Raw genomic sequence first — 22,854 nt, 5'->3', positions numbered from 1 at the left:
GGGCGCTTGGGCGCCCTTTTTTCAACGGAACAGGTCGTTGATCATCTTCAGGGTGTCGCGGATATGGCTGAGGCGGGTGGGGATCACCATGATGGTGTCGTCACCGGCAATGGTGCCCATGATGCCGTCGGCCTTGGTAAAGGAATCCAGCAAGCGAGCGATCAGCTGGGCCGAGCCGGGGCTGGTCTTGATGACGATCATCGACTCGTTGTGGTCCACGTCCACCACCAGATTCTTGAGCTGGCTGGTGGCGGTGGGTACGCCCAATTCCGCCGGTAGGCAGTAGACCATTTCCTGACGGGCGTTACGGGTCCGCACGGCACCGAATTTGGTGAGCATGCGTGAGACCTTGGATTGGCTGATATTCTCGAATCCCTGGCCCTGCAGCGCCGTGACAATCTCGCTTTGGGAGCCGCAACGTTCTTCCTTGAGAAGTTGCTTGAAGGATTTGATCAAGGCTTCTTGATTGTTTTGGGTCATCGTCTTTGCGTCCTACAGGCGATGGAGCCTGCATAATCATGCACAACCGTCATGGTAGCATGGCCGCCGTGCTTTGGCAGCTTGCATCCCTTTACGTTCGCTGTCAGGCTTGGGGCAATTGATCAGATAGGAGTGGTATCTGAAGGTGATGCGCGAAGCGGTTTGGCTTGGCCTGTTGTACTGCTGCACTTTAGGAACGGCCTGGGCAGAGGAAAAGCCCGATGCTGGCAAGCCCTTGGTGTTCGGCACCGAAGCCACTTATCCCCCCTTTGAATTCAGGGACGATGCCGGCCAATTGGTTGGCATCGACATCGATCTTGCCCATGCGGTCTGCGAGCAGCTGGCCCGTCCCTGCATCATCATAGAACACCCCTTCGACAGCCTCCTCGACGAGCTGGAGGACGGCGAACTGGACGCCGTGGTGGCGGCTTTGGACATCAGTTCCCATTACGACAATTCAGTACGCTTCTCCGATCCCTACTACCGTAACGGCGCCGTCTACATCACCCTCAAAGACGCCAACGACAGGGCGGCCCGCAGCGGCTATATCGGGGTGCAGAACGGGTCTAGCCACCAGCAATACCTGATTGACCAGCGCCAATGGCAGCTGACCAGCTACGACGAGCTGAGTGGTGCCCTGGTGGAGCTGCGCACCGGCAAGATCAGCGCCATCTTCCTTGACTCGGCGGTGGCCAACGCCTGGTTGTCAGACCCTGGCAACAGTGATTTACGGCTGCTGGGTACTCCGGTCAGGGATCTGCGCTACTTTGGCCGTGGCATGGGTATAGCCCTGTCCCGGGATGATGCCAGCGACCATCTGCTGGACGCCATCAACAAGGCCCTGGAGGCCTTACGCCAGGACAATCAACTGGACCGCATCCTCTCCCATTACCTCAAAGTGCACTGATCTTGACGCCATTGGCCCTGCTCCTGGCGCCGCTCAGACCCGCTCCAATTGTTTTTTGACCGGCATTGGGCTAAGGTGCTGCGCACACCTGAACAGGTCAGACACAAGGGAGAAAATGCGATGAAAGTTGCCGTTCTTGGCGCCGCCGGTGGTATCGGTCAGGCTCTGTCTCTGCTGCTTAAAACCCAACTGCCCGCCGGTTCCGAACTGGCCCTGTACGACGTAGCCCCGGTTGTTCCCGGTGTTGCTGTTGACCTCAGCCACATCCCCACTGCCGTCAAGGTAGAAGGCTTTGGCCAAGAAAAACTGGCCGACGCCCTGACCGGCGCCGACGTAGTGCTGATCCCCGCCGGCGTGCCCCGCAAGCCTGGTATGGACCGTTCCGACCTTTTCAACGTCAACGCCGGCATCGTGCGCGCCCTGGTGGAAGCCATTGCCGACAACTGCCCCAAGGCGCTGATCGGTATCATCACCAACCCGGTGAACACCACTGTGGCCATCGCTGCCGAAGTGCTGAAAGCCAAAGGCGTGTACGACAAGAGCCGCCTGTTCGGTGTGACCACCCTGGACGTGATCCGCGCTGAAACCTTCATCGGCGAAGCCATGGGTAAAAACCCGGCCGACGTGAAAATCAACGTGATTGGCGGCCACTCCGGCGTCACCATCCTGCCGCTGCTGTCCCAGGTTGAAGGCCTGAGCTTGTCTGACGACGAAATCGCCGCCATGACCAAGCGTATCCAGAACGCCGGTACCGAAGTGGTTGAAGCCAAGGCCGGTGGCGGTTCCGCTACCCTGTCCATGGGCCAAGCCGCTGCCCGTTTCGGCCTGTCCCTGATCCGTGGCCTGAACGGCGAAGCCAACGTTGTTGAGTGCGCCTATGTTGACGGCGGCTCCGAGCACGCCCGCTTCTTTGCCCAGCCTATCCGCCTGGGTAAAAACGGTGTGGAAGAGATCCTACCCTGCGGCGACATCTCTGCCTTCGAACAAGGCGCTCTGGATGGCATGCTGGCCACCCTCAAAGGCGACATCACCCTGGGTGAAGAGTTCGTCAACGGCAAATAAGCTGCCGTGACCAAAAAAGGGAGCCATCAGGCTCCCTTTTTTATTGGTTTTCCAAATGATAAGCGCGGATACGGTTACCGTCCGGGTCGGCGGCAGTGAGGCTGTAGCCAAAGCCCAGTAGCTCGGGGGCTTGCAGTATCTCAAGACCCAGCTGGACCCAATCCTGATAGAGGGCATCCACTTCGGCCCTTGAGCCCAGAGCTATGCCGATCTCGCCGCTACCGCTGGGGGCCGTGACCGGCGGCTGTACCAGATCCTGGCGCCACAGGCCAAACTTGGTGCCTCCTTCCCACAAAAACAGGCAGAAGCCTTCCGACTGTTCCACTGGCGCCTTGCCCAGCAGGCGTTGATAGAAGCGGCCAGAGCCGACCACGTCAGCCACGTAAAACATTACAAATCCGGGATTTAGCACCTTATTCTCCTTGTCGTCTGGGCGCCCTTGTTGGCGCTGCAGGCAGATTAGGGGAGGGCACTGTCAGTTTTTGTCAGGAGCCGTCAAGGCCCTGATGGCGACGCCAACGTTGCATCAAAACCTGGCGGCCACCGGGGTAGGGGCTGTCCAGCAGTTCGACCTGGCCTAGGCGGTCGGTTCGGAAGTGGCGAAAGTCACTGCGCTCCTCACACCAGGCGGCCAGCACCCTGACCTGATCGAAAAAGGCGATGGCAAGGGGCCAGACGGTACGGCTGCTGTGCAGGCCTTTGAGATCCTGGTAGTGGATGTGCAAGCGGCGGCTGCGGCGTATGGCCTGCCTGACCAGGGCCATGTCGGCCTGTACCGGCAGCAGTTGGCGGCTGGGGGCCACCAACAGGGGAACGCTGGCAAGGTAATGACGCAGTTTGTCCGGCAGCACCGCCTCAACCTTGGCGGTCAGGTGCTGGGCGGCGCTGGCCAGGTCAGGATCGCTCTGGTTGGCCACCCAGCGGGCGCCCAGCATCAGCGCTTCAATTTCTTCTTCGCTGAACATCAAAGGGGGTAGCTGATGCCCTGGGGTCAGTTGGTAGCCTAGGCCTGGCTCGCTGCGGATATCGGCGCCCTGGGCCTGGAGGCTGGCGATATCGCGATAGAGGGTACGCAGGCTTATCCCCAGCCGGTCGGCCAACATCTGGCCGGCTACAGGGTAGCGGTGCAGCCGCAGCTCTTGCATCAACTGCAGTAGGCGTTCGGCGCGGGACATCCTATCCTCCAGGACAAAAAAGCCCGGCATGGCCGGGCTTTATTAAGTGGGGTTGTTCAGCTCTTGCGTTCAACGGCCACCTTGGCCAGGCCTACCAGGGCTTCCTTGTGGGGGCTGTCGGGCAGCACCGCCAGGGCGCTGATGGCCTTGTCTGCTTCTTCCAAGGCGCGTTGGTAGGTGTAGTCCAAAGAGCCCAGGCGATGCATGGCGGCCAGTACGGCATCGAGCTTGTCTCGGCCGTTGCCTTCTTCGATGGCCCGGCGAATAAGAGCCGCTTCTTCGGCATTGCCGTTATGCATGGCGTGCAGCAGGGGCAGGGTGGGCTTGCCTTCGGCCAGGTCGTCCCCCAGGTTCTTGCCCAGTTCGGCAGCGTCTGCCTCATAGTCGAGCAAGTCGTCAATCAGCTGAAAGGCGGTGCCCAGGTACATGCCGTAGTCGCTCATGGCCTGCTCCAGGTGGGGCTGGCCGCTGATCACTGCCGACAGGCCGGTGGCGGCCTCGAAGAGCTTGGCGGTCTTGCAGTAGATCACCTTCATGTAGCGCTCTTCGGTGGTGCCCGGGTCGTTGCAGTTCATCAGCTGCATTACTTCCCCTTCGGCGATGACGTTGGTGGCATCGGCCAGCACCTGCATCACCTTCATGGAGTCCAGACCCACCATCAGCTGGAAGGCGCGGGTATAGAGGAAGTCGCCAACCAGCACCGAGGCCTGGTTGCCAAAGAGGGCGTTGGCGGTTTCCCGGCCGCGGCGCAGGGTGGACTCGTCCACCACGTCGTCGTGCAGCAGGGTGGAGGTATGGATGAATTCCACCAAGGTGGCCAGGCGCACATGCTTGTCGCCCTCGTAGCCTAGGGCCCGCGCTGCCAGCACCGTCAGCATGGGGCGCAGCCGCTTGCCACCGGCGTTGATGATGTAAAAACTGAGCTGGTTAATCAGGGCCACATCGGAGCTGAGCTGCTGCTGTATGGTCTCGTTGACCGAGTCCATATCCGTGGCGCAGAGTTGACGAATTTGGGCGAGATCCATATTAGAAGACGATGGCCGCCAGGCCCTTGTATTGTGTGTCTGGTGCGGTGATCTTACACTAAAAGCCCTGGCCCAGGACATAGTCACATTGGGTTCAGGGGTTTGCGCATTTTTTCTACTTTTTATGGATGATCGGGTTGCTCAGCCTGGTCCTTTTCATTAGAATACGCGCCCTATTGTCAGGTTTATTGCGCACCCGCTTTTAGCCGGTGCGGAGAATAACGGAGAAAAACCATGTACGCGGTTATCCAAAGTGGCGGTAAACAACACCGTGTAGCTGAAGGCGAAGTTATTCGTCTGGAAAAGCTGGATCTGGAAACCGGTGCCACTGTCGAATTCGACAAGGTACTGATGGTCGCCAATGGCGACGACGTCAAAGTAGGTGCCCCCTACGTTGCCGGTGGTAAAGTTGTTGCCGAGATCGTTTCCCACGGTCGTGGCGCCAAGGTGAAGATCGTCAAGTTCCGTCGCCGTAAGCACCACCGTAAGCAGATGGGCCACCGTCAGTGGTTCACTGAAGTCAAGATCACTGGCATCAGCGCCTGATAAGGAGAATTTACCATGGCACACAAAAAGGCAGCCGGTTCTACCCGTAACGGCCGTGACTCCGAAAGCAAACGCCTGGGTGTTAAGCGTTTCGGCGGTGAGTCTGTTCTGGCAGGCAACATCATCGTCCGTCAACGCGGCACCAAATTCCACGCTGGTGACAACGTGGGCATCGGTAAAGACCACACTCTGTTCGCCACTGCCGAAGGCAAGGTGAAGTTCGAAGTGAAAGGTCCGAAAAACCGCAAGTACGTCAGCATCGTTACCGAATAAGCTGAAGCCGTACTTGAAAGCCCCGCCCAGCGCGGGGTTTTTTATTGGAGCCGTCCTATGCTTAAGCCTCAGGCAGGAGATAAGTAGCAATGAAATTCGTAGATGAAGCCGTTATCCGCGTTGAAGCTGGAGACGGTGGTAATGGCGTTGTCGGTTTTCGTCGTGAAAAATTCGTCCCCAATGGCGGCCCAGACGGCGGTGACGGCGGCGACGGCGGCGACGTCTATATCGAGGCCGACAACAACCTCAACACCCTCATCGACTACCGCTTCGAGCGCTTCTACAAGGCCGAGCGGGGCGAGAACGGCGGTGCCGCCAACTGTACCGGTAAGGGCGGCAAGGACCTGATCCTCAAGGTGCCTGTGGGCACCCGCGCTAGCGATGACGACACCGGCGAAGTGGTAGGTGAAGTGACCAAGCATGGCCAGCGCCTGATGGTGGCCAAAGGGGGCTTCCACGGCCTTGGCAACACCCGCTTCAAGTCCTCGGTAAACCGAGCGCCCCGCCAGCGCACCCTGGGCACTAAGGGCGAAGTGCGCAACCTGATGCTCGAATTGCTGCTGCTGGCCGACGTGGGCCTGCTGGGCCTGCCCAATGCCGGCAAGTCCAGCTTCATCCGCTCCGTGTCCAAGGCCAAGCCCAAGGTTGCCGACTACCCCTTTACCACCCTGGTTCCCAACCTGGGTGTGGTCAGTCCCTACCCGGGCAAGAGCTTTGTTATCGCCGACATCCCCGGCCTTATCGAAGGTGCTGCCGACGGTGCTGGCCTGGGCTTCCAGTTCCTGCGCCACCTGGAGCGCTGCCGCATCCTGCTGCACGTCATCGACGTTAACCCCTTTGACGGCTCGGATCCGGTGGAAAACGCCCTGGTGATCATCGATGAGCTGGACAAGTACTCTCCCAAGGTGGCGGCCAAGCCCCGCTGGTTGGTTTTCAACAAAACCGACTTGCTGGAAGAAGACGAGCTGGAAGAGCGCATCAGCGAGATCATCGAAGCCCTGGACCACCAAGGCCCGCATTTTAGTATCTGCGCCGTGCTCAACGAAGGCACCCAGGCCGTAGCCCGTGAGCTGATGACCTTCATCGACAGCCTGCCGCCGGAAGAAGACAAGCCGGAAGACAAGGTCAACGTCGACTTCAAGTGGGACGACTACCACGAGAAGACCCTGGCCGAGCATCAAGATGATGATGACGACCTGGACGACGATGACTGGGACGAAGACGACTACGACGTCGAAGTGGTCTACGAGCGTTGAGCGAAAGCCGCACCCTAGGGTGCGGCTTTTTGTTAAGCTCGCTTTTTTGCGACAAGACGATAACAGCCATGATCCTTTCCCTGGTGGCCGCCATGGCCAACGACAGGGTGATAGGGCGCGAGAACGACATGCCCTGGCACCTGCCCGCCGACCTCAAGCATTTCAAAGCAGTTACCCTGGGTAAGCCTGTGGTAATGGGCCGCAAGACCTTCGAGAGCATAGGCCGCCCCTTACCAGGTCGCCGCAACTTGGTGATAAGCCGCCAGCAAGGCTACAAGCCGACCGGGGTGGAGGTATTTACCAGCCTGCAAGATGCCCTTGCCGCCTGTGCCGACATGGAAGAGGTGATGGTGATAGGAGGGGGACAGATTTACCAGCAGGCCCTGCCTCTGGCAGCCCGTCTTTACCTGACATTTATCGACGCTCAACTGGACGGTGACACCCGTTTCCCCGACTGGCAGCAAAATAATTGCTGGAAAAAAGTTCAGGAAAGCCACTTTTTGGCCGATCTAGATAACCAGTACAATTTGACCTTTGTCACTTTTGAACGCACTTAACAAGGCATTTCACCGGATCATGATTGAGGGAATATGCCTAACTTGTTAGCATTTGCAGGCTGTTCTTGCTTGCCTGTTAGGAGTGGTTTACGTGTTGAAATCAGTAAAACTGGGTGCTGTAACGCTCTTGTTGGCGTTTGCCTATCAGCCCACCCCCGCCAGCGCCAATGCCGAGCAATTGGTTGCCAGTATTTGCGACTATGTCGCATCCAACGATAAGAACCGCCTGCGTTCCAAGCTGTCCGATTCCGGCATCCGCTTGCGCAACATCTACGACGGCGTGAAATGCAACGGCCAAAGCCTGCTGCGTTTCGCCATGAGTTCCGGCGCTGACGACACCGGCGAGTTTATCGCCAAACAGCTGCCCGGTTCTTCTCTGGGTGCCCCGGAGGCCGACGGCCAGACCGTCATCGCCTGGGCCGATGCCAACGGTTTCGGCGGCACTGCTACCGCAGCTGCCGTTAAAGAGCGTCTCTAAAGATAACAATAACGCCAGAGTCGCCTAAGAGCCCCGCCTTGTGCGGGGCTTTTTTATGGTGTCTGCTCGGTAAGATGCCAGTGGCCGTCGTCCTCCACCAGCAGCAGCTCCTGCTGGCGCGCCTGGCGGTCGCCCTGGCGAAAGACCCCGAATTCCATGGTCAGGGCCATGGCGCCAAAGCTGGAGCCGAAGCGGGCGAACAGATCGGGCTCGGCCTGGGTCAGGCGCCGGGCCGCCTCGGGAAAGTCCACCAGGAAAACCAGCTCATACCCCAGCTGTACCCGCAATCGCCCCTGGCCTTCATTCTGGCTGTCCAGCAACCGAACCTGCTCTACGGCCATAAAGCTGTCTTCTCCCACGGCGCCCAAGTGCTGGGCCAGGGCTTGTTGGAGTTCCCCCTGGTCTGGCGGCCTGGGGCCGCAACCGGCCAACAACACCAGCAACCCAATCAAGATGATAAAACGCATGGCTACTCCCATAAAAAAACGCGGCCATGGCCGCGTTCTTGCTACCTTGCCCCGGCATTATATCCGGAAGCGGCGTACCGAGTTCTTCAGCTCCTCGGACAGCCTGGCCACTTCCTCACTGGAGATGGCGGTCTGCTCGGCGCCCTGGGCGGTTTCCTCGGCGATATTTACGATGGAAGACAGCTTTTCGCTGATCTCCTGAGCCACGATGCCCTGTTCCTTGGCTGCCTGGGCAATGTGCTCGCTCTTGTCCCGGGCTTCGTGCACCGCTTCGGTGATGTGGGTCAGGGCCACGTCGGACTCCATGGACTTGGACACACAGCTCTCGGCTTGGAATTGCCCCTGCTCCATGGCGCTGACCGCCTGCTCGGCACCCTGCTGCAGGGCCTCGATCATGGACTGGATCTCCTGGGTAGACTGCTGGGTACGGGACGCCAGGGTCCGTACCTCGTCGGCCACCACGGCGAAACCCCGGCCCTGCTCGCCGGCCCTAGCCGCCTCGATGGCAGCGTTCAGGGCCAGCAGGTTGGTCTGCTCGGCGATACCACGAATAACATCGAGGATAGAGCCGATATTGGCGCTGTCCTGGTGCAGCTTGTTGATGACCTGGGACGCCGATTCCACTTCGGCGGCCAGCATCTGGATGGTGCTCTTGGTATCGGCAGACAGCTGGCGTACCCGCTCGGCCTCGGTTTCGGCCCGCAGCACCGAAGACAGGGTATCGGCAGCGCTGTGGGTCACCTGGTCGGCGCTGGCGGACATTTGGGTGGTAGCGGTGGCCACCTGTTCCAATTGGCCTTTTTGTTGCTGGATGGCCGCTTTGCCCTGGGTAGTGATGGCAGAGGTTTCCTCGGCGCTGGCCGCCAGTTGTGTCGACCCTTGTGAGATGCCGTCGATAAGGCTGCGCAAGGAATCGATTAGGCTATTGATGTTCTGGGCTAGCACCCCGAATTCGTCTTTGGCGCTGTCGTCCAGGCGGCGGCTCAGGTCCCCTGAGGCCAGGATGTTGAGCATCTCGTTGACCTTGTCCAGGGGGCGGGTGATGGAGCGCACCACGTAGATGCTGATCACCGCTGCCGCCACCAGGCAGACCAGCATCACCAGGCCGGTGGCACTGTTGGCGGTGCTGACCGAGGCGTCAATTTGCTGCTTGGTGTCTTCGGCGATCTGCTGGGAGCCTTGTTGCAGTTTCTGCAGGCCGGTGCGCAGGCCTTTGAGGTTGATCTGCTCTTCCATCAGGGCACCGCTGGCTTTCTGGTTTTCTTCCAGGCGGGCTTTTTGGCGAGCGATGACGCCGTTGGCGGGGTCGGTAATGTCTTTGCGCAGTGCTGCCGCCTTCTCTTTGAGAGAGGCGACATACTTATTGTTGCCGGTGATGCGGCCAACATAGGCCAGGTTGGAGTCGATGTCCCCAAGGGCGAAGGTGATCTCCCCGGCTATGGTGTCAGCTTTGGTGAGGCTTGTGGTCTTGGTGAAATCGATGATGTTGGTGGACAGAGCCAGGAACATGTTTTCCAGCTTGTTGGCTGTGGCCAAGGCAGCATCTTCGACACCGGAGTCGGTAAGATCCAGGATGTCGGTGCTGGCGTCATCGGCGGTGTCGGCCACGTTGGACTGCTGCTTCTTGATCTGGTCGCGCAGTTTGAGGCCGGTCAGTTTGGCCTGGAACAAGCGGCTTTGGGCCCCTTGCAGGCCACCGAAGCTGGCTTCCACTTCCTTGGTGGTTTCCAGCATGGCCGCTTCGTCACGGATCAGGTCTTTAAAGCTGGTCAATGAACCCTGCAGCTCGTCAACAGTGCTGTCGGCGTTCGACTGGTACTTCTGGATCTCAGCGATATCGTCGCTGTGATAGGCCTTGAGCCCCAGTTCGCTCAGGGTGGCACTGCTTTGTTCCAGCTGCCCGACGTTGATCACGGCGCCTACGGCCAGCGAGGTGGCCCGCTGCACGTTCTTCTCTACGGCGTCGAAGCCGATAAAGGAACTGAAACCGTTGCCCAACAACAGCAGGGTGATGATCACAAAGCCAAGCACAATACGTTTGGCAACCGTGAGATTCATTGGCACTCCCTCTGACAAAAACTTGACGACCCCACCTTCTATGCAAAAGGTTTGCCCGAATGTTCAGGACTGCCTAGTGTAACGATGTTTTCGTACTAGAAACAGTTGTGATAACTCGGGTTATGGAGATGTATCGGCCGTTGGTCGAATTGCTTTAGGAATAAGCAGCTTGAGTGTGACGCTGGTCCGTTTCGACGCACCAGAGGCTGAGCTTGTTGCCCCAGACGCAACCGGTATCCAGGGCCCGGATGTCGGGCCTGGCCAGTTCGCCATTAAGGGCAGCCCAGTGGCCGAAAGCCAGGGTGAAGGGCAGGGGAGAGTGGAACTGATACCAGGGTATAAGGCCGTCCTGTTCGCCGTCGGCCGGGGTTTCCTTGTGGGCCAACTCCAGGCGCCCGTCTGGGTAGCAAAAGCGCATACGGGTCAGGGCATTGATGATATAGCGGCGCCGCTGGTCATCGCCAAGGGCCGGGTCCCAGCGGTCCGGTTCATTACCGTACATGGCAGCCAACATGCCCTGCCAGCCGGGACTTTTCAGGGCCTGGCTAATCTCGTTGCTGGCGGCCAGGCAGTCGTCCTTGCTCCAACCGGGGGGCAGGCCGGCATGGGTGACCAGCACTTTGGTCTCATCCAGCCATAGGGCCAGGGGTTGCTGGCGCAGGTAATGGACGATGTCGGCCACCCGGTCCGAGTCCAGCAGGCCCTGGAGCTTGTCGTTCTTCTTGGCTTTTTTCAGGCCGCAAAGCACGGCCAGCAGGTGCAGATCATGGTTGCCCAAAACTGTGCAGGCCGCATCGCCAAGGGACATGAAATAGGTCATGACCTCCAGGGACTTTGGGCCCCTTGCCACCAGGTCACCAACGGCAATCAGCTTGTCCTTGGCCGGGTCGAAGCGAACCTTGCCCAGCAGGGCCATCAGTTCGTCAAAGCAGCCCTGGATGTCGCCGACAATGTAGTGCACTAGTTGACGACCTTGGGCACGGCCAGGCGGAAGATCGGAATGGCAGCCTTGAACAGCGAACCGCCCTCGGCTTCCATTTCGTAATGGCCTTCCATGGTGCCCACCGGGCTTTCCAGCACGGCGCCGGAGGTGTAGCTGTATTCAGACCCCGGTTGTATGGTGGGCTGCTGGCCCACCACGCCGGCACCGGACACCTCGGTGGTCTTGCCGTTGCCGTCGGTGATCAACCAGTAACGGTTGACCAGGCGGGCTGGCTGGGTGTCCAGGTTGCGAATGGTCACTGTGTAGGCGAAGACGTACTTGTTCTCTTCCGGCAGTGACCTGTCGTCCAGGTAGCGGCTGTCCACGTGGATCTGAAAACGCAGCATCAATCCTCCGCTAGGGCATCGGTGAGGGCGTCTGCCAGGGTGCAGTACTGGGCCAGGCTGAGGTTTTCCGGACGGGCCGCCGGATCCACACCCAGGGCTTCGAGCTGCTCACCGGTAAAGTGCTGCTTGAAGGTGTTACGTACCGTCTTGCGACGCTGGTTGAAGGCCTCGGTCAGCAACTGGCTGAGGCGCTTCTCGTCCTTGACCGGGTAAGGCTTGACCTTGTGGGGCACCAGGCGCACCACGGCCGAGTCCACCTTGGGGGCAGGCTTGAAGGACTCGGGGCCCACCACCAGCACCGGGATCACCTGGCAAAAATACTGGGTCATCACCGACAGGCGGCCGTACTGTTTGCTGCCGGGGCCGGCCGCCATGCGCTCTACCACTTCCTTTTGCAGCATGAAATGCATCTCGTCGATGCAGGCTGACCAACGGAACAGGTGGAACAGCAGCGGCGTGGAAATGTTATAGGGCAGGTTGCCGAACACCTTGAAGGGTTTGCCGGGCTGGTGCAGGGTGCCGAAGTCGAATTTCAGGGCGTCGGCTTCGTTGACGGTGATGCCGTCACGCTCGCGCAGGCGAGCGGCCAGGTCCCGGTCTAGCTCCACCACCTGCAGGTGGCCGGCGGCTTCCAACACCGGTTCGGTCAGGGCGCCAAGGCCCGGGCCTATTTCCACCAAGACGTCATCGGCCCTGGGGTTGATGGCACGGACGATATTGGCGATCACGTCCATGTCGCTGAGGAAGTTTTGGCCGAAGCGCTTGCGGGCGCGGTGGCCCATATGAACATTGTCAGTCATCAAATCAACGGTTGGCTAGGGCTATGGCCTGGGAGAGGGCCAGTTTCATGCTGCCGGCGTCGGCCTGGCCGGTACCGGCCAAATCGAGGGCGGTACCGTGGTCTACCGAGGTGCGGACGAAAGGCAGCCCAAGGGTGATATTCACGGAATTGCCGAAGCCCTTGTATTTGAGCACCGGTAATCCCTGATCATGATACATCGCCAGCACCGCATCGGCGTCATCTAAATACTTTGGCTGGAAAAGGGTGTCGGCGGGCAGGGGGCCTACCAGGTCCATGCCTTCGGCTCTGAGCAAGTCCAGGGCTGGGCTGATGACGTCAATTTCTTCCCGGCCCAGGTGGCCGCCTTCCCCGGCATGGGGGTTGAGGCCACAGACGTAGATACGGGGCTGGGCCAGGCCGAACTTGGCCACCAGGTCCCGGTGCAGCACCCGGATCACCTTGTCCAGGCGCTCAGGGGTGATGGCCTTGGCCACATAGGCCAGGGGGATATGGGTGGTCACCAGGGCCACTCGCAGCCCTTCGGTGGCCAGCAGCATCACCACATCGCTGGCATTGGCCTGCTGGGCGAAGAACTCGGTGTGGCCGGAAAAGGCGATACCGGCCCTGTTGATGATGCCCTTATGCACAGGACCGGTGACCACGGCGGCAAAACGGCCATCCATATTGCCTTCCCCGGCAAAGGCCAGGGTCTCCAGCACGTAATGGGCATTGGCTTCGTTAAGCTCGCCGGGCACCACGTCTTCACGCAGGCCAAAAGGGGCCAGGGTCAGGGTGCCCTTTTCCTGGGGCAGGGCCGGGGCCCAGGGCTCGTAGGGGCGCAGCGCCAAGGGCAAGCCCAGGCTTTTGGCCCGGGCTTTAAGTAAGTCGCCATCGGCGCATACCACCACTTCCACCGGCCAATCCTGCTGGGCCAGCATCACCGTCAGATCCGGGCCTATACCGGCCGGCTCCCCCGGTGTCAGGGCAACACGCTGGATCATGCCTTGTCGTCCAGGATATCGATGTAGGCCTGGTTACGGACTTCACGCATCCAGGCAACCGCTTCTTCGTTGAACTTGCGGTTAAAGAGGATGCGGTAGGCGCGGTCTTCCTTGGCCTTGGCGGTGGCGTCTGTGGTGCGCTTCTCGATCACCTGGGTGATGTGCCAGCCGTGGGTGGAACGGAAGGGCTCAGAGATCTGACCGGGCTTGAGGCGCTCGAGGGTGTCACGGAATTCCGGGACATAGATATTGGGGTCGGCCCAGCCGAGATCGCCGCCCTGGCTGGCAGAGCCCGGATCTTCGGAGTTGGCTTCGGCCAGTTCTTCAAAGGTCTTCTTGCCGGACAGGATCTCCTGGCGCCACTGGTTGAGTTCAGCCCTGGCCTTGTCCTCGCTGAGGATGATGGAGGGTTTGACCAGGATGTGGCGGGCGTGGACCTCGGTCAGTTCCACTGTCTGCTGGCCACGGATATCTTCGACCTTGACGATGTGGAAGCCGGCGCCGGAGCGCAGGGGCCCGATCACCTTGCCTTTACCGGCCCCTTTGAGGGCGTCGGCAAACAGGGTGGGCACTTCGTTGGCGTTGATCCAGCCCAGATCGCCCCCTTCCAGGGCCTTGTTGCCGGAGGAGGCAATCACCGCCAACTGGGCAAAGTCTTCACCCTTGTCCAGGCGGGCCAGGACCTTGTCGGCCCTGTCCTTGGCGTCGGCCAGCTGCTCGGCGTTGGCGCCCTGGGGCACTTCAATCAGGATGTGGCGCAGGTGCAGTTCGACGTTCTCGTTGCCCTGCTCGTTGAGCTGGCGAACCATGGCGTCTACTTCCTGGGGCGTTACCTGAATACGGCGGCCCACCACGATGCGGCGCACTTCACCTGTGGTCAGTTCGGTACGGACATGCTCGCGGTAGGTCTCAAAGTTGCCCCCTTCGCGCTCAATCTTGGCTTTGAGCTGCTCGACGGACATCTTCTGATCTTGGGCGATGTTGCGGATAGTCTGGTCGAGCTGGGCATCGGAGATTTGCAGGCCGATACGCTTAGCCGCCTGCATTTGCAGTTCCTGGGCGATCAGGCGCTCCAATACCTGGGTGCGCAGCACCCGGTCGGAGGGCAGGGTCTGGTTAGCCTGCAGGGCGCCGGTCTTGATTTCACGGACCAGGTCGGACACGTCGGACTCGAGGATCACCCCCTGGTCGACGATGGCGGCCACCTTGTCCAGCATCTCAGGTTTGGCCTGAGCCTGGCTCAACATCAGGACGCCACCGGCCATGGCGGCAAGGAATTTCGAGGTCATTCTCATGGTTATCAGTAACTCAGGTTATAGGGCTCACGATAGCTGAAAAGCCCTTTGCTTAATAGTTTGTCGCCGCTGCTGTTGCCGCCCCCCAGCCCCTTGAAGATAAACTCCAGGTTGATGCTGTTGTCGTAGATGGACTGCCCGGAGAACTCGGGGCCGTCCGACAATATGGGGTTCAGGCGGCGCCTGGCCGTCAGGCGTACGGCGAAACAGCAGGCCTCGTATTCGAAGCCGGCAAAGGTTTCAGCCGCCCGGTGCAGGTTCAAATCCTCGTAATGGGAGGCGAACAGCTGCCACTGGTGGTTCAGCTCCCAGGCGGCACTGATACCGGCCTGGTCGATGTTCTGGTCGTCGGTGATGTCCCGCACGTAACGGTGGGTGAACTGCACCAACTTGTTGTCACTGACCCTGTAATCGAGGGTGAAGTTCCCACGGCGGGTCACACTTTCGTCCGTGTCGTAAAGCAGGGTGCCTGACACCCCCCAGTGTTCGTCGATACGAAAATCCAGTTCCCCGGCCAGGGCCGAGGTGGAACGGGTGACCACCCCTGTGGTGCTGTCCAGGCCCACTTCCGCATCCTGCAGGTAAAACACCTCGCCGATGGAGAAGCGCAGCCGTTCCTGGTTTTTCTGGTCGTACAGGCGGCTGGTCACACCCAGGGTGACCTGGTTGGCGTCGGTGATGCGGTCCAGGCCCGAATAGCGGCGGTTGCGGAACAGGGCATGGTAGTCCTCCCGCAGCAAGGTGGTGTCATAGAGGCCGATATCGCTCTGGTTGACCTTGGGCAGGTACAGGTACTGGAACTGGGGCTCCAGGGTTTGGCGATAGTGGCGACCATCAAACAGCAGTTCCCGCTCGAAGTTGAGCTGGCCGTAGATACGCAGCTGCGGCAGGGAACGGCTGACGCTGTCCTCCAACTGGTTGCTGGGGTCATGCTGCTGGTAGAAGGTCTGGTAGAGCTTGAGCTCTGTGGTCAGACTGCCGGCCGGGCTGGTCAGGGGGAATGACAGGGTCGGTTCCAGGTGCAGACGCTCGGCGGTGGGGCGGCTGGGGTCCTGGTTGTCGAAGGCGGTCATCTCCGAATAGAAGGCGAAGTCCAGGCCACCGAAAAAGTCCCTGTCTTCCCGGGACATGGTCAGGCGTGGCAGGGCCCGGTACGGCTCGGGATAATCCCCCAGCACTTCAAAGTCTTTGACCTCGGCGGTGAAGTTCCAGCTGTCCGACAGGTAGGCGATGGCACCGCTGCGGGTGATCTGGGTATCGGTGGCCGAACCCAGGTGCGAGTCCATATCCACGAAGTAGGCATCGTCGCTGAGCGCCGTGTAGTCGGCCTGGTAACGCCAGTTGTCGTCCAGCCTGCCGTTGTGTTTCCAGTTGAACAGGTAACGGCGTTTGTCTTCACCGGTGAACTTGCTGTCATTGCCTAGGTATTCGAGGTTCAGCTCGCCCTGGTCGTCACCGCCGAACAGGTAGCGAAATTCGGTGTTGAGCTGGGTACCCCTGTCCGACATGTACCTGGGGGTGAAGGTCAGGTCCAAGTTGGGGCTGATGTTCCAGTAGATGGGCTGGGCGTATTCCACGCCGCGCTTGTCGCTGGTGCCGAAGGTGGGGTAGAGCAGGCCGCTCTTGCGCTCCCCGGTGACCGGGAAAGTCAGGTAAGGAAAATAGAAGACGGGCACGTCGTAAAACTTGAACTTGGCGCCCCAGGCTTCGCCCCAACCGTCGTCGGGGTTGACGTTGATTTCGTTGGCTTCCAGGGCCCATACCGGGTCTTCGGCCGGACAGGTGGTGAAGTTGCCGCCGCTAAGGCTTAGCCCGGATTCTTTGGAGACATCCAGCTTGTTGGCCTTGCCCCTGGCGTTGGTGCCAAGGATGCGATATTCCACTTCCTGCAACTGGGCACTTTCATCGGCGGTGCTGGCTTCCAGGTGATCGCTGGTCAGGCGCAACTTGCCGTCGTCGAAGACCACCTTGCCTTCTGCCTGGATCTGGCCCCTGGCCCTGTCCAGCAGGGCCTTGTCGGCGCTCAGGGTCCGGTCACCCTGGCGCAGCTGCACGTCACCCTCCAGTAGGGCGGCGTCGCGGCCTTCCATGGTGGTCTTCTTGGCCGAGGTTTGAATGGCTTCCTGGCTCAGCGGTTTGGCACTGGCCCCCGATGTGGTGGCGGGCGGGGGCGTACAGGTCTTTTCTATTTGTTCATCAGCCAGGGCCTGGCTGACACTGGCAGCTACGGCTGATAACAGCAACCAATGGCGGACTTTGGTCACGCTCCTTCCCATGTCGCTCTCGCTCTGTTGGCCCTCTCGGCCGGTTTATCCGAGAGGCGAATCATAATGCAATTTTCCCGCTCGGGCTATTGAGCTATAGTGGCCGCCACTATGCGAGATAATACTGTCGAAGCCCTGAAAATCTGGGCTGGCGAGCATTTGGGCCAGCCGGACCTGACCTTCTCTCCCTTGGCCGGCGATGCCGGTTCGCGCCGCTACTGGCGTATCACTCATCCTGGCGGCACAGTCATTGCCGTTCTTTACCCCGACAGCGAAACCAGCCAAGCCGACCGCTTCGTGAGCTGCGCTACCTGGTTGGCAGGCCAAGGCATCAAGGTGCCATTGCCCCTGGCGCGCCAGGGCAACTGGATGCTGCTGCCTGACCTGGGCGAACGGCTGCTGAGCGGCCTGGCGGCGGACCAGCGGCCAGCCTGGTATGCCAAGGCGATAGCGCTACTTGGCAAGCTGCAAGGGCTGGATGTGCCCCTGGACCGGGCCGGCCAGCCTTTTGTCCAACGAAAACAGGATTTGTTCCAACAATGGTACCTCAAACGGCACCTGGGCGTGGCATTGGCACCGGGGCAGTTGGATGGGATCTTCCAGTTGTTGTTCAACAACTTCTTTGAACAGCCCGCAGTGCCTGCTCATCGGGACTATCACGGGCGCAATCTGCACTGCGTCGGCGACCAGTTGGCGGTCATCGATTTCCAGGATCTGCAGCTGCTGCCCCTGACCTATGACGCCGTCTCCCTGATCCGTGACAGCTACGTGGCCCTGAGCCCGGCCGAAGAACAAGCACTGATTCAGCAGGGCTTTGCCCAGCAGGCCCATACTGGCGACTTGGCCCAGTACCGGCGCTGGCTGGACCTGACCGGGGTGCTGCGCCAGCTCAAGGTTTTGGGGATCTTCTGTCGCTTGCATTATCAGGACGGCAAATCCGGCTACCTCAAGGATCTGGCGCCTACCCGGGACAAGCTGCTGCGGGTAGCCAGGCAATACGAGGAGCTGGCGCCCCTGGTTGCGCTCTTGGACGAACATCAATGAAAGCCATGATACTGGCGGCTGGCCGCGGCGAGCGGATGCGGCCCCTGACCGATCACTGCCCCAAACCCCTGCTGCCGGTGGCCGGCCAGCCCCTGGTGACCTACCACCTGCAGCGGCTGGCGGCGGCCGGCATCCGTGAGGTGGTGATCAACACCGCCTGGTTGGCAGAGCAGCTGCCCATGGCTCTGGGAGACGGCAGCGCCTTTGGCCTTCACATTCACTACTCCCACGAAGGCACCGCCCTGGAAACCGCCGGCGGCATTCGCCGGGCCTTGCCCTGGCTGGGGGAGGAGTTCCTGCTGCTAAACGGCGACGTCTATTGTGACCTGGACCTGGCGTTGCTGGCAGCCCAGCCGGCCCCTTGCCTGGTGCTGGTGGACAACCCGCCCCAGCACCCCCAGGGCGACTTTGGCCTGGTGAGCCCAAAGGTGGTCAACAGCCCCCGCCAATACACCTACGCTGGCCTTGCCAAACTCCAGGCCCACCTTTTTGAAGCCCTGCCCGACGGCCACGGCGCCCTTGGCCCCTTGCTACGCCAATGGAGCGAGCAAGGGCTGTTACAGGGCCTGCACCATAAGGGTTATTGGCAGGATGTGGGCACCCCGGAGCGCCTGGCCCGTCTCGATGCTGATCTGCGGAGCCAAGGCTGATGTGGGGGCGTATTGTCGGCCTGCTGCTAGGCTTGGCCTTTGCCCGCCTGCCGGGGGCCATTCTCGGCTTTGTGGTGGGCTGGTGGTTTGACCGGGCCCTGGCCCGTGATTTTCGCGGTGCCGGCTTTGGTAAGCATTGGCATCGCCTGGACGAGGCCGGCCGCGAGCAATTGTTCTTTCACACCAGCTTTGCGGTGATGGGCCATCTGGCCAAGGCCAAGGGCCGGGTGCGGGAAGAGGACATTCATGCCGCCAGCGCCCTGATGGACAGGCTGCATCTTAGCGGTGAGAAACGCCGCGCCGCCCAGGAAGCCTTCCGGGAAGGCAAGGCGGCCGGCTACCCCTTGGAAGCCTCGGTGCAGGCGCTGCGGGAAGGGTTGGCCGGCCAGCAAGACCTGCTGCAGCTCTTTATGGAAATTCAGGTGGCCTTGGCCCTGGCCGACGGTAAGTTGCTGGTGGCGGAAAGGCGGGTGCTGGAGCGGGTGCGCAAAAGCCTGGGGTTGCCGGAGCGGCTGCTGGACGCCCTTATTCGCATGGCCAAGGCCGGTCAGGCCTTTACCCAGGCGCCGGAGCAGTCCCGCTACGCCCGTTTGGGCCAGGCCTATGCCCTGCTGGGCTTGGAGCCTGACGCCGACATGCAGGCGGTGCGCCGGGCCTACAAGAAGGCCATGGCCGAACACCACCCGGACAAACTGATGGCCAAGGGCTTACCGGCAGAGATGCAGGAGCTGGCTAAGGAAAGGGCCCAGGCTATCCAGGCCGCTTACCAGCAGATCAAGACCCAGCGTTCAGCTTGACCACCCAGGCCTTGATGATGGCGGCCAGTTCCTTTTCCTCCCCCTTGGTGGCCTCCCGCAGCGCCAGGCTGTAAAAGCGGCTGGGTTTGCGCAGCAGGGTCTGGCGCAGGCCAAGGTCTTCTGCCAACGGCAGGCGCGGGGCATTGACCAGATCCAATACCGGCTTGGTCAATGCTTGGGGGTTGAACTGGGCGTTGAGGAAGATGCAGGCCCGGTAAGGGCCTGACTGGCAGGCGTCAAACTGGCTGCCATCGCTGGTCAGCAGGATCTGGGCGCCGTTAGGGGACGGCTGGTCGCTTCCCTGCTGCCAGCTTACCGCCAGGCCGTCGGCGGCCAGGGCTTTTGGCAGGTCGGGGGGCAGCAGCCCCAGGGCCAGGATCTGGCCTTGGGGCTGCCCGGCCGGCTGAAACTCGCGGACCTCCGCCTGGGTGGTGGCGGTCGTCAACAGCAGTAAAGCCAGCCAGTTTTTCATCCCGTTATCCTTCCTAGTCGTTAACCACCACCACCAGCCGCACCATATCCAGGCGCAGGGCCGCGCTGGCCACATGCTTGTTCAGTTCGGCTGCCTTGTCTTCCAGGGCCGCCAGTTCGTCGTCGCGGATACTGTCGTTCACCGCCTTAAGAGCCTTGAGGCGGGCCAGTTCGCCACCCACCTGCTCGTCGATACGGGCCTTGGCTTCTGCTACCAGGCCGGCCAGGCTCGGCGCCACTTCGGCTTCTGCCTTCTGTACCAGGCCGTGGATCAGGCCCTGGGACGCCACCGCCAGCTTGGCGGCGGTATGCCGCTTGATGGGGGTGAGCTGGCGGTTGAAGTTGTCGAAGGGCACCTTGGGCGCCAGGTCCTTGCCGGTCTTGTCCAGCAGCATGCGCAGCGGCGTCAGCGGCAGGTAGCGGTCCAGCTGCAGGTGCTTGGGTGCCTGGTGCTCGGTGACAAAAACCAGCTCCACAAAAGTAGTACCGGCCGGCAGCGCCTTATTCTTTAGCAGCGCCACTGAGGCATTGCCCATATCGCCGGTCAGCACCGCGTCCATGCTGGACAGCACCAGGGGGTGGTCCCAGCTGAGGAACTGCACGTGGTCGCGGGACAGGGCGTATTCCCGGTCGAAGGTGGTCTGGATACCGTCTTCTTCCAGGCCGGGCAGAGCGGTGAGCATGCGCTCGCCGGGGCGCAGCAACTGGGTGAAGTCGTCCAGGTCTTCCTGGTCCACCCCGAACACGTCCAGCACCTGGGTCAGGAAGATGGGCAGTTTGGGGTCGTAGTCCAGGGCGGCAATTTGCGCCGCCAGCTTCTCGCCACGGCCGGCGCCCTGGGAGGCCAGTTCCAGCAGGCGGTCACGGCCCGCTTCCATTTCCGCCATCAGCGCCAGGCGGCGCTCGGCGGCCTCGGCGATCAGGCTGTCCATGCCAGCCTCTTCGTCACTGACCAGGGCCGCCAGCAGGGCCTGCTGCTGGCTTTCGAAGATGGCGCCGCCCACCGGGCAGGTGGTCTCAAAAGCGTTCAGGCCCTGGTGGTACCAGGCCACCAGTTTTTCCTGGGCGGTGCCCGCCAGGTGCGGCACGTAAATTTTTACCACCATTTCCTGGCCGATACGGTCCAGGCGGCCGATGCGCTGCTCCAGCAAGTCAGGGTTCAGGGGCAGATCGAACAGCACCAACTGGTGGGCAAACTGGAAGTTGCGGCCTTCGGAGCCGATCTCCGAGCACAGCAGGATCTGCGAGCCTTCGTCGTCGGCAAAGAAGGCGGCGGCGCGGTCACGCTCGATGATCGACAAGTCTTCGTGGAAGACGGCGGCCTGGACCCCTTCTTTTTCCCGCAGGTAGTCGCAGATGGCCTGGACCTGGCGGCGGCTGTGGGCGATAAGCACCACTTTTTCGTCGTTGTTGTGCTTAAGGTGTTTGACCAGCCACTGCACCCTGGGGTCGTGCTGGCACCAGCTGTTGCCTTCATCCCCTTCGAAAGCCTGGTAGATGAGTTCGGGGTTGAGCAGCTCTTCGAGTTTTTCGCTCTCGCTCTTACGGCCGGCCATCATCTTGCCGACGCGAATGGCAGTGGCGTAGGCGGTGGGCAGGACCTGGGGCAGGTTGACCAACTGGCGGCCAGGGAACCCCTGGACGGCTGCGCGGGTGTTACGCAGCAGCACCCGGCTGGTGCCGTGGCGGTCAATCAGGGCCCGCACCAATTGCTGGCGGTCGCCGTCGCTACCGTCGGCCTGGGCGGCCAGATCTTCGCCCCAGGCGGCCAACTGGGCCTTGTCGCCCTCATCCAGCGGCTCGTTGTCCAGCAGCTTCTGGGCAACCTGGGCCAGGGGTTTGTATTGGGCTTCTTCTTCGCAGAAGGCCTGGTAATCGTGGAAACGCTCGCCGTCCAGCAGGCGCAGCCTGGCAAAGTGGCTCTGGTGCCCCAACTGGTCGGGGGTGGCGGTGAGCAGCAACACAGAGGGAATACTTTCTGCCAGGGCTTCCACCACCTGGTATTCGCGGCTGGCCTTGTTTTCTTCCCAGACCAGGTGGTGGGCTTCGTCCACCACCAGCATGTCCCAGTCCGCTTCCAGCAACTGGTCAAAGCGGGTCTTGCGCTTGGCGATCAGCTCCAGGCTCACCATCACCAACTGGGCTGTGTCGAAGGGGTTGTCCGAGTCGTGCTCGGCCTCTTCCAGGCGGCTTTCGTCAAAGAGGGCGAAATGCAGGTTAAAGCGGCGGCGCATTTCCACCAGCCACTGGTGCATCAGGTTTTCCGGCAGCAACAGCAGCACCCGCTCGGCGTGGCCGGCGCGCAGCTGCTGGTGCACTATCATGCCTGCTTCCACCGTCTTACCCAGGCCCACTTCGTCGGCCAGCAGTACCCGGGGGGCCTGGCGGTTGCCCACGTCGTCGGCGATGTAGAGCTGGTGGGGAATAAGGTCCATGCGGGCGCCAACCAGGCCGCGCAGAGGGCTCTGGGACAGATGATGCATCTGCTCCAGGGTCTGGTAGCGCAGGGTGAACCAGTCGGTGCGGTCCAGCTGGCCGGCAAAGAGGCGGTCCTGGGGCTTGTTGAGGTTGATGACGCCGTCGATAAAGGTTTCCCGCAGGCTGGCGGTTTCGCCGTTGTCCTGGCGCGGGCCGTGGTAGGTCATCAGCCCTTCTTGTTCTTCGATGCTGTCGACCGTCAGGCTCCAGCCTTCGTGGCTTTTGACATTGTCCCCTTGGCGAAAGGTGACGCGGGTAATGGGGGCGTCAATCCGGCTGTAGAGGCGGGTCTCGCCACTGGCAGGGAAAAGGACGCTCAGGGTGCGGTTATCCAGGGCAACCACAGTACCCAGACCCAGGTCGGATTCGGCGTCGGCAATAAAACGTTGGCCAAGGGCAAGAGACATCAAAAAGCTCCGAAGGCGGGGAAAGGCGGCGTATGTTACCCAAGAGGACTCAG

24 protein-coding genes are annotated in these 22,854 nt (G+C 61.1%); 10 read left to right on the top strand and 14 right to left on the bottom strand.

Going from position 1 to position 22,854, the window contains the following annotated elements; genetic code table 11:
* Window positions 1–21 precede the first annotated feature (21 nt).
* Window positions 22–480: a transcriptional regulator ArgR gene (gene argR / locus B3C1_RS06775; RefSeq protein WP_008483764.1), complete on the bottom strand. Its 459-nt coding sequence runs from the start codon at window positions 478–480 to the stop codon at window positions 22–24.
* A gap of 148 nt (window positions 481–628) precedes the next feature.
* On the opposite strand from argR, the gene B3C1_RS06770 reads away from it, so the two are divergent.
* Complete coding sequence (locus tag B3C1_RS06770; RefSeq protein ID WP_008483763.1) at window positions 629–1,387, top strand: transporter substrate-binding domain-containing protein; 759 nt, start codon at window positions 629–631, stop codon at window positions 1,385–1,387.
* Window positions 1,388–1,507: 120 nt separating this feature from the next.
* On the top strand, window positions 1,508–2,449 hold the full coding sequence (gene mdh, locus B3C1_RS06765) for a malate dehydrogenase (protein ID WP_008483762.1): 942 nt from the start codon (window positions 1,508–1,510) through the stop codon (window positions 2,447–2,449).
* 40 nt (window positions 2,450–2,489) lie between these two features.
* On the opposite strand, the gene B3C1_RS06760 is transcribed toward mdh, so the two are convergent.
* The 3 genes from B3C1_RS06760 to ispB all read right to left on the bottom strand — a co-directional run bounded on the left by B3C1_RS06760 (window position 2,490) and on the right by ispB (window position 4,649).
* Complete coding sequence (locus B3C1_RS06760) at window positions 2,490–2,840, bottom strand: VOC family protein (protein ID WP_008483761.1); 351 nt, start codon at window positions 2,838–2,840, stop codon at window positions 2,490–2,492.
* A 94-nt stretch (window positions 2,841–2,934) separates the two neighbouring features.
* Window positions 2,935–3,624 carry a helix-turn-helix transcriptional regulator gene (locus B3C1_RS06755; RefSeq protein WP_035481359.1) on the bottom strand — a complete coding sequence of 230 codons (690 nt, stop codon included), beginning with the start codon at window positions 3,622–3,624 and terminating at the stop codon, window positions 2,935–2,937.
* A gap of 56 nt (window positions 3,625–3,680) precedes the next feature.
* Window positions 3,681–4,649 carry an octaprenyl diphosphate synthase gene (gene ispB, locus B3C1_RS06750; protein ID WP_008483757.1) on the bottom strand — a complete coding sequence of 323 codons (969 nt, stop codon included), beginning with the start codon at window positions 4,647–4,649 and terminating at the stop codon, window positions 3,681–3,683.
* 234 nt (window positions 4,650–4,883) lie between these two features.
* On the opposite strand from ispB, the gene rplU reads away from it, so the two are divergent.
* The 5 genes from rplU (at window position 4,884) to B3C1_RS06725 (ending at window position 7,759) form a co-directional block, all read left to right on the top strand.
* Complete coding sequence (rplU, locus tag B3C1_RS06745) at window positions 4,884–5,195, top strand: 50S ribosomal protein L21 (RefSeq protein WP_008483756.1); 312 nt, start codon at window positions 4,884–4,886, stop codon at window positions 5,193–5,195.
* A gap of 15 nt (window positions 5,196–5,210) precedes the next feature.
* Complete coding sequence (gene rpmA, locus B3C1_RS06740) at window positions 5,211–5,468, top strand: 50S ribosomal protein L27 (RefSeq protein WP_008483754.1); 258 nt, start codon at window positions 5,211–5,213, stop codon at window positions 5,466–5,468.
* 89 nt (window positions 5,469–5,557) lie between these two features.
* Entirely contained in the window at window positions 5,558–6,724 is a 1,167-nt protein-coding gene (gene cgtA, locus B3C1_RS06735) for an Obg family GTPase CgtA (RefSeq protein WP_008483753.1), read from the top strand.
* Between the two features lie 68 nt (window positions 6,725–6,792).
* On the top strand, window positions 6,793–7,281 hold the full coding sequence (gene folA / locus B3C1_RS06730) for a type 3 dihydrofolate reductase (protein WP_008483752.1): 489 nt from the start codon (window positions 6,793–6,795) through the stop codon (window positions 7,279–7,281).
* Between the two features lie 91 nt (window positions 7,282–7,372).
* The gene (locus tag B3C1_RS06725; protein WP_008483751.1) at window positions 7,373–7,759 is read left to right on the top strand and encodes a DUF3718 domain-containing protein; all 387 of its coding nucleotides are present in this window, start codon (window positions 7,373–7,375) and stop codon (window positions 7,757–7,759) included.
* 53 nt (window positions 7,760–7,812) lie between these two features.
* Here B3C1_RS06725 and B3C1_RS06720 read toward each other — a convergent pair whose 3' ends face one another.
* The 8 genes from B3C1_RS06720 to lptD all read right to left on the bottom strand — a co-directional run bounded on the left by B3C1_RS06720 (window position 7,813) and on the right by lptD (window position 16,954).
* Window positions 7,813–8,226: a hypothetical protein gene (locus tag B3C1_RS06720; protein ID WP_008483750.1), complete on the bottom strand. Its 414-nt coding sequence runs from the start codon at window positions 8,224–8,226 to the stop codon at window positions 7,813–7,815.
* Between the two features lie 57 nt (window positions 8,227–8,283).
* Window positions 8,284–10,284 carry a methyl-accepting chemotaxis protein gene (locus B3C1_RS06715; RefSeq protein ID WP_008483749.1) on the bottom strand — a complete coding sequence of 667 codons (2,001 nt, stop codon included), beginning with the start codon at window positions 10,282–10,284 and terminating at the stop codon, window positions 8,284–8,286.
* Window positions 10,285–10,438: 154 nt separating this feature from the next.
* Entirely contained in the window at window positions 10,439–11,245 is an 807-nt protein-coding gene (locus B3C1_RS06710; protein WP_008483748.1) for a symmetrical bis(5'-nucleosyl)-tetraphosphatase, read from the bottom strand.
* On the bottom strand, window positions 11,245–11,613 hold the full coding sequence (apaG, locus tag B3C1_RS06705) for a Co2+/Mg2+ efflux protein ApaG (protein WP_008483747.1): 369 nt from the start codon (window positions 11,611–11,613) through the stop codon (window positions 11,245–11,247). Before apaG ends, B3C1_RS06710 begins: the two co-directional genes overlap by 1 nt.
* Window positions 11,613–12,413, bottom strand: coding sequence for a 16S rRNA (adenine(1518)-N(6)/adenine(1519)-N(6))-dimethyltransferase RsmA (gene rsmA, locus B3C1_RS06700; RefSeq protein WP_035481328.1), 801 nt, complete (start codon window positions 12,411–12,413; stop codon window positions 11,613–11,615). Before rsmA ends, apaG begins: the two co-directional genes overlap by 1 nt.
* A gap of 4 nt (window positions 12,414–12,417) precedes the next feature.
* Window positions 12,418–13,395, bottom strand: coding sequence for a 4-hydroxythreonine-4-phosphate dehydrogenase PdxA (gene pdxA / locus B3C1_RS06695; RefSeq protein WP_008483743.1), 978 nt, complete (start codon window positions 13,393–13,395; stop codon window positions 12,418–12,420).
* Window positions 13,392–14,684, bottom strand: a complete 1,293-nt coding sequence (gene surA, locus B3C1_RS06690; protein WP_008483742.1) for a peptidylprolyl isomerase SurA — start codon at window positions 14,682–14,684, stop codon at window positions 13,392–13,394. The genes pdxA and surA overlap by 4 nt, the downstream gene beginning before the upstream one ends.
* 11 nt (window positions 14,685–14,695) lie before the next feature.
* Window positions 14,696–16,954, bottom strand: coding sequence for an LPS assembly protein LptD (gene lptD / locus B3C1_RS06685; protein WP_008483741.1), 2,259 nt, complete (start codon window positions 16,952–16,954; stop codon window positions 14,696–14,698).
* A 111-nt stretch (window positions 16,955–17,065) separates the two neighbouring features.
* Between lptD and B3C1_RS06680 the strand changes: the two genes are divergently transcribed.
* From B3C1_RS06680 to djlA, 3 genes are read left to right on the top strand one after another with little or no spacing between them, the layout of a single operon-like run.
* Window positions 17,066–17,998, top strand: coding sequence for an aminoglycoside phosphotransferase family protein (locus B3C1_RS06680; protein ID WP_008483740.1), 933 nt, complete (start codon window positions 17,066–17,068; stop codon window positions 17,996–17,998).
* Window positions 17,995–18,648 carry an N-acetylmuramate alpha-1-phosphate uridylyltransferase MurU gene (murU, locus tag B3C1_RS06675; RefSeq protein ID WP_008483739.1) on the top strand — a complete coding sequence of 218 codons (654 nt, stop codon included), beginning with the start codon at window positions 17,995–17,997 and terminating at the stop codon, window positions 18,646–18,648. Before B3C1_RS06680 ends, murU begins: the two co-directional genes overlap by 4 nt.
* Window positions 18,648–19,445, top strand: coding sequence for a co-chaperone DjlA (gene djlA, locus B3C1_RS06670; RefSeq protein WP_008483738.1), 798 nt, complete (start codon window positions 18,648–18,650; stop codon window positions 19,443–19,445). Before murU ends, djlA begins: the two co-directional genes overlap by 1 nt.
* Here the strand turns inward: djlA and B3C1_RS06665 are convergent.
* Window positions 19,423–19,917, bottom strand: a complete 495-nt coding sequence (locus B3C1_RS06665; protein ID WP_008483737.1) for a hypothetical protein — start codon at window positions 19,915–19,917, stop codon at window positions 19,423–19,425. The two genes, djlA and B3C1_RS06665, sit on opposite strands and share 23 nt — an antisense overlap.
* Window positions 19,918–19,930: 13 nt before the next feature.
* Entirely contained in the window at window positions 19,931–22,801 is a 2,871-nt protein-coding gene (gene rapA / locus B3C1_RS06660) for an RNA polymerase-associated protein RapA (protein WP_008483736.1), read from the bottom strand.
* Window positions 22,802–22,854: the final 53 nt, after the last annotated feature.

The sequence above is a fragment of the Gallaecimonas xiamenensis 3-C-1 genome, from assembly GCF_000299915.1.
GTDB lineage: Bacteria > Pseudomonadota > Gammaproteobacteria > Enterobacterales > Gallaecimonadaceae > Gallaecimonas > Gallaecimonas xiamenensis.
The sequence above is the reverse complement of the archived record's forward strand: the minus strand, read 5'-3'. Positions and strand labels throughout refer to the sequence as shown.

Excerpts from the sequence above, each read along its gene's own strand:
- murU (WP_008483739.1), top strand. The coding sequence starts at position 17,995 with ATGAAAGCCATGATACTGGCGGCTGGCCGCGGCGAGCGGATGCGGCCC.
- B3C1_RS06770 (WP_008483763.1), top strand. The coding sequence starts at position 629 with ATGCGCGAAGCGGTTTGGCTTGGCCTGTTGTACTGCTGCACTTTAGGA.
- rplU (WP_008483756.1), top strand. The coding sequence starts at position 4,884 with ATGTACGCGGTTATCCAAAGTGGCGGTAAACAACACCGTGTAGCTGAA.
- B3C1_RS06680 (WP_008483740.1), top strand. The coding sequence starts at position 17,066 with ATGCGAGATAATACTGTCGAAGCCCTGAAAATCTGGGCTGGCGAGCAT.
- ispB (WP_008483757.1), bottom strand. The coding sequence starts at position 4,649 with ATGGATCTCGCCCAAATTCGTCAACTCTGCGCCACGGATATGGACTCG.
- folA (WP_008483752.1), top strand. The coding sequence starts at position 6,793 with ATGATCCTTTCCCTGGTGGCCGCCATGGCCAACGACAGGGTGATAGGG.
- B3C1_RS06715 (WP_008483749.1), bottom strand. The coding sequence starts at position 10,284 with ATGAATCTCACGGTTGCCAAACGTATTGTGCTTGGCTTTGTGATCATC.
- djlA (WP_008483738.1), top strand. The coding sequence starts at position 18,648 with ATGTGGGGGCGTATTGTCGGCCTGCTGCTAGGCTTGGCCTTTGCCCGC.
- apaG (WP_008483747.1), bottom strand. The coding sequence starts at position 11,613 with ATGCTGCGTTTTCAGATCCACGTGGACAGCCGCTACCTGGACGACAGG.
- surA (WP_008483742.1), bottom strand. The coding sequence starts at position 14,684 with ATGACCTCGAAATTCCTTGCCGCCATGGCCGGTGGCGTCCTGATGTTG.
- B3C1_RS06760 (WP_008483761.1), bottom strand. The coding sequence starts at position 2,840 with ATGTTTTACGTGGCTGACGTGGTCGGCTCTGGCCGCTTCTATCAACGC.
- B3C1_RS06665 (WP_008483737.1), bottom strand. The coding sequence starts at position 19,917 with ATGAAAAACTGGCTGGCTTTACTGCTGTTGACGACCGCCACCACCCAG.
- B3C1_RS06720 (WP_008483750.1), bottom strand. The coding sequence starts at position 8,226 with ATGCGTTTTATCATCTTGATTGGGTTGCTGGTGTTGTTGGCCGGTTGC.
- rpmA (WP_008483754.1), top strand. The coding sequence starts at position 5,211 with ATGGCACACAAAAAGGCAGCCGGTTCTACCCGTAACGGCCGTGACTCC.
- rsmA (WP_035481328.1), bottom strand. The coding sequence starts at position 12,413 with ATGACTGACAATGTTCATATGGGCCACCGCGCCCGCAAGCGCTTCGGC.
- B3C1_RS06755 (WP_035481359.1), bottom strand. The coding sequence starts at position 3,624 with ATGTCCCGCGCCGAACGCCTACTGCAGTTGATGCAAGAGCTGCGGCTG.
- cgtA (WP_008483753.1), top strand. The coding sequence starts at position 5,558 with ATGAAATTCGTAGATGAAGCCGTTATCCGCGTTGAAGCTGGAGACGGT.
- pdxA (WP_008483743.1), bottom strand. The coding sequence starts at position 13,395 with ATGATCCAGCGTGTTGCCCTGACACCGGGGGAGCCGGCCGGTATAGGC.
- rapA (WP_008483736.1), bottom strand. The coding sequence starts at position 22,801 with ATGTCTCTTGCCCTTGGCCAACGTTTTATTGCCGACGCCGAATCCGAC.
- argR (WP_008483764.1), bottom strand. The coding sequence starts at position 480 with ATGACCCAAAACAATCAAGAAGCCTTGATCAAATCCTTCAAGCAACTT.
- mdh (WP_008483762.1), top strand. The coding sequence starts at position 1,508 with ATGAAAGTTGCCGTTCTTGGCGCCGCCGGTGGTATCGGTCAGGCTCTG.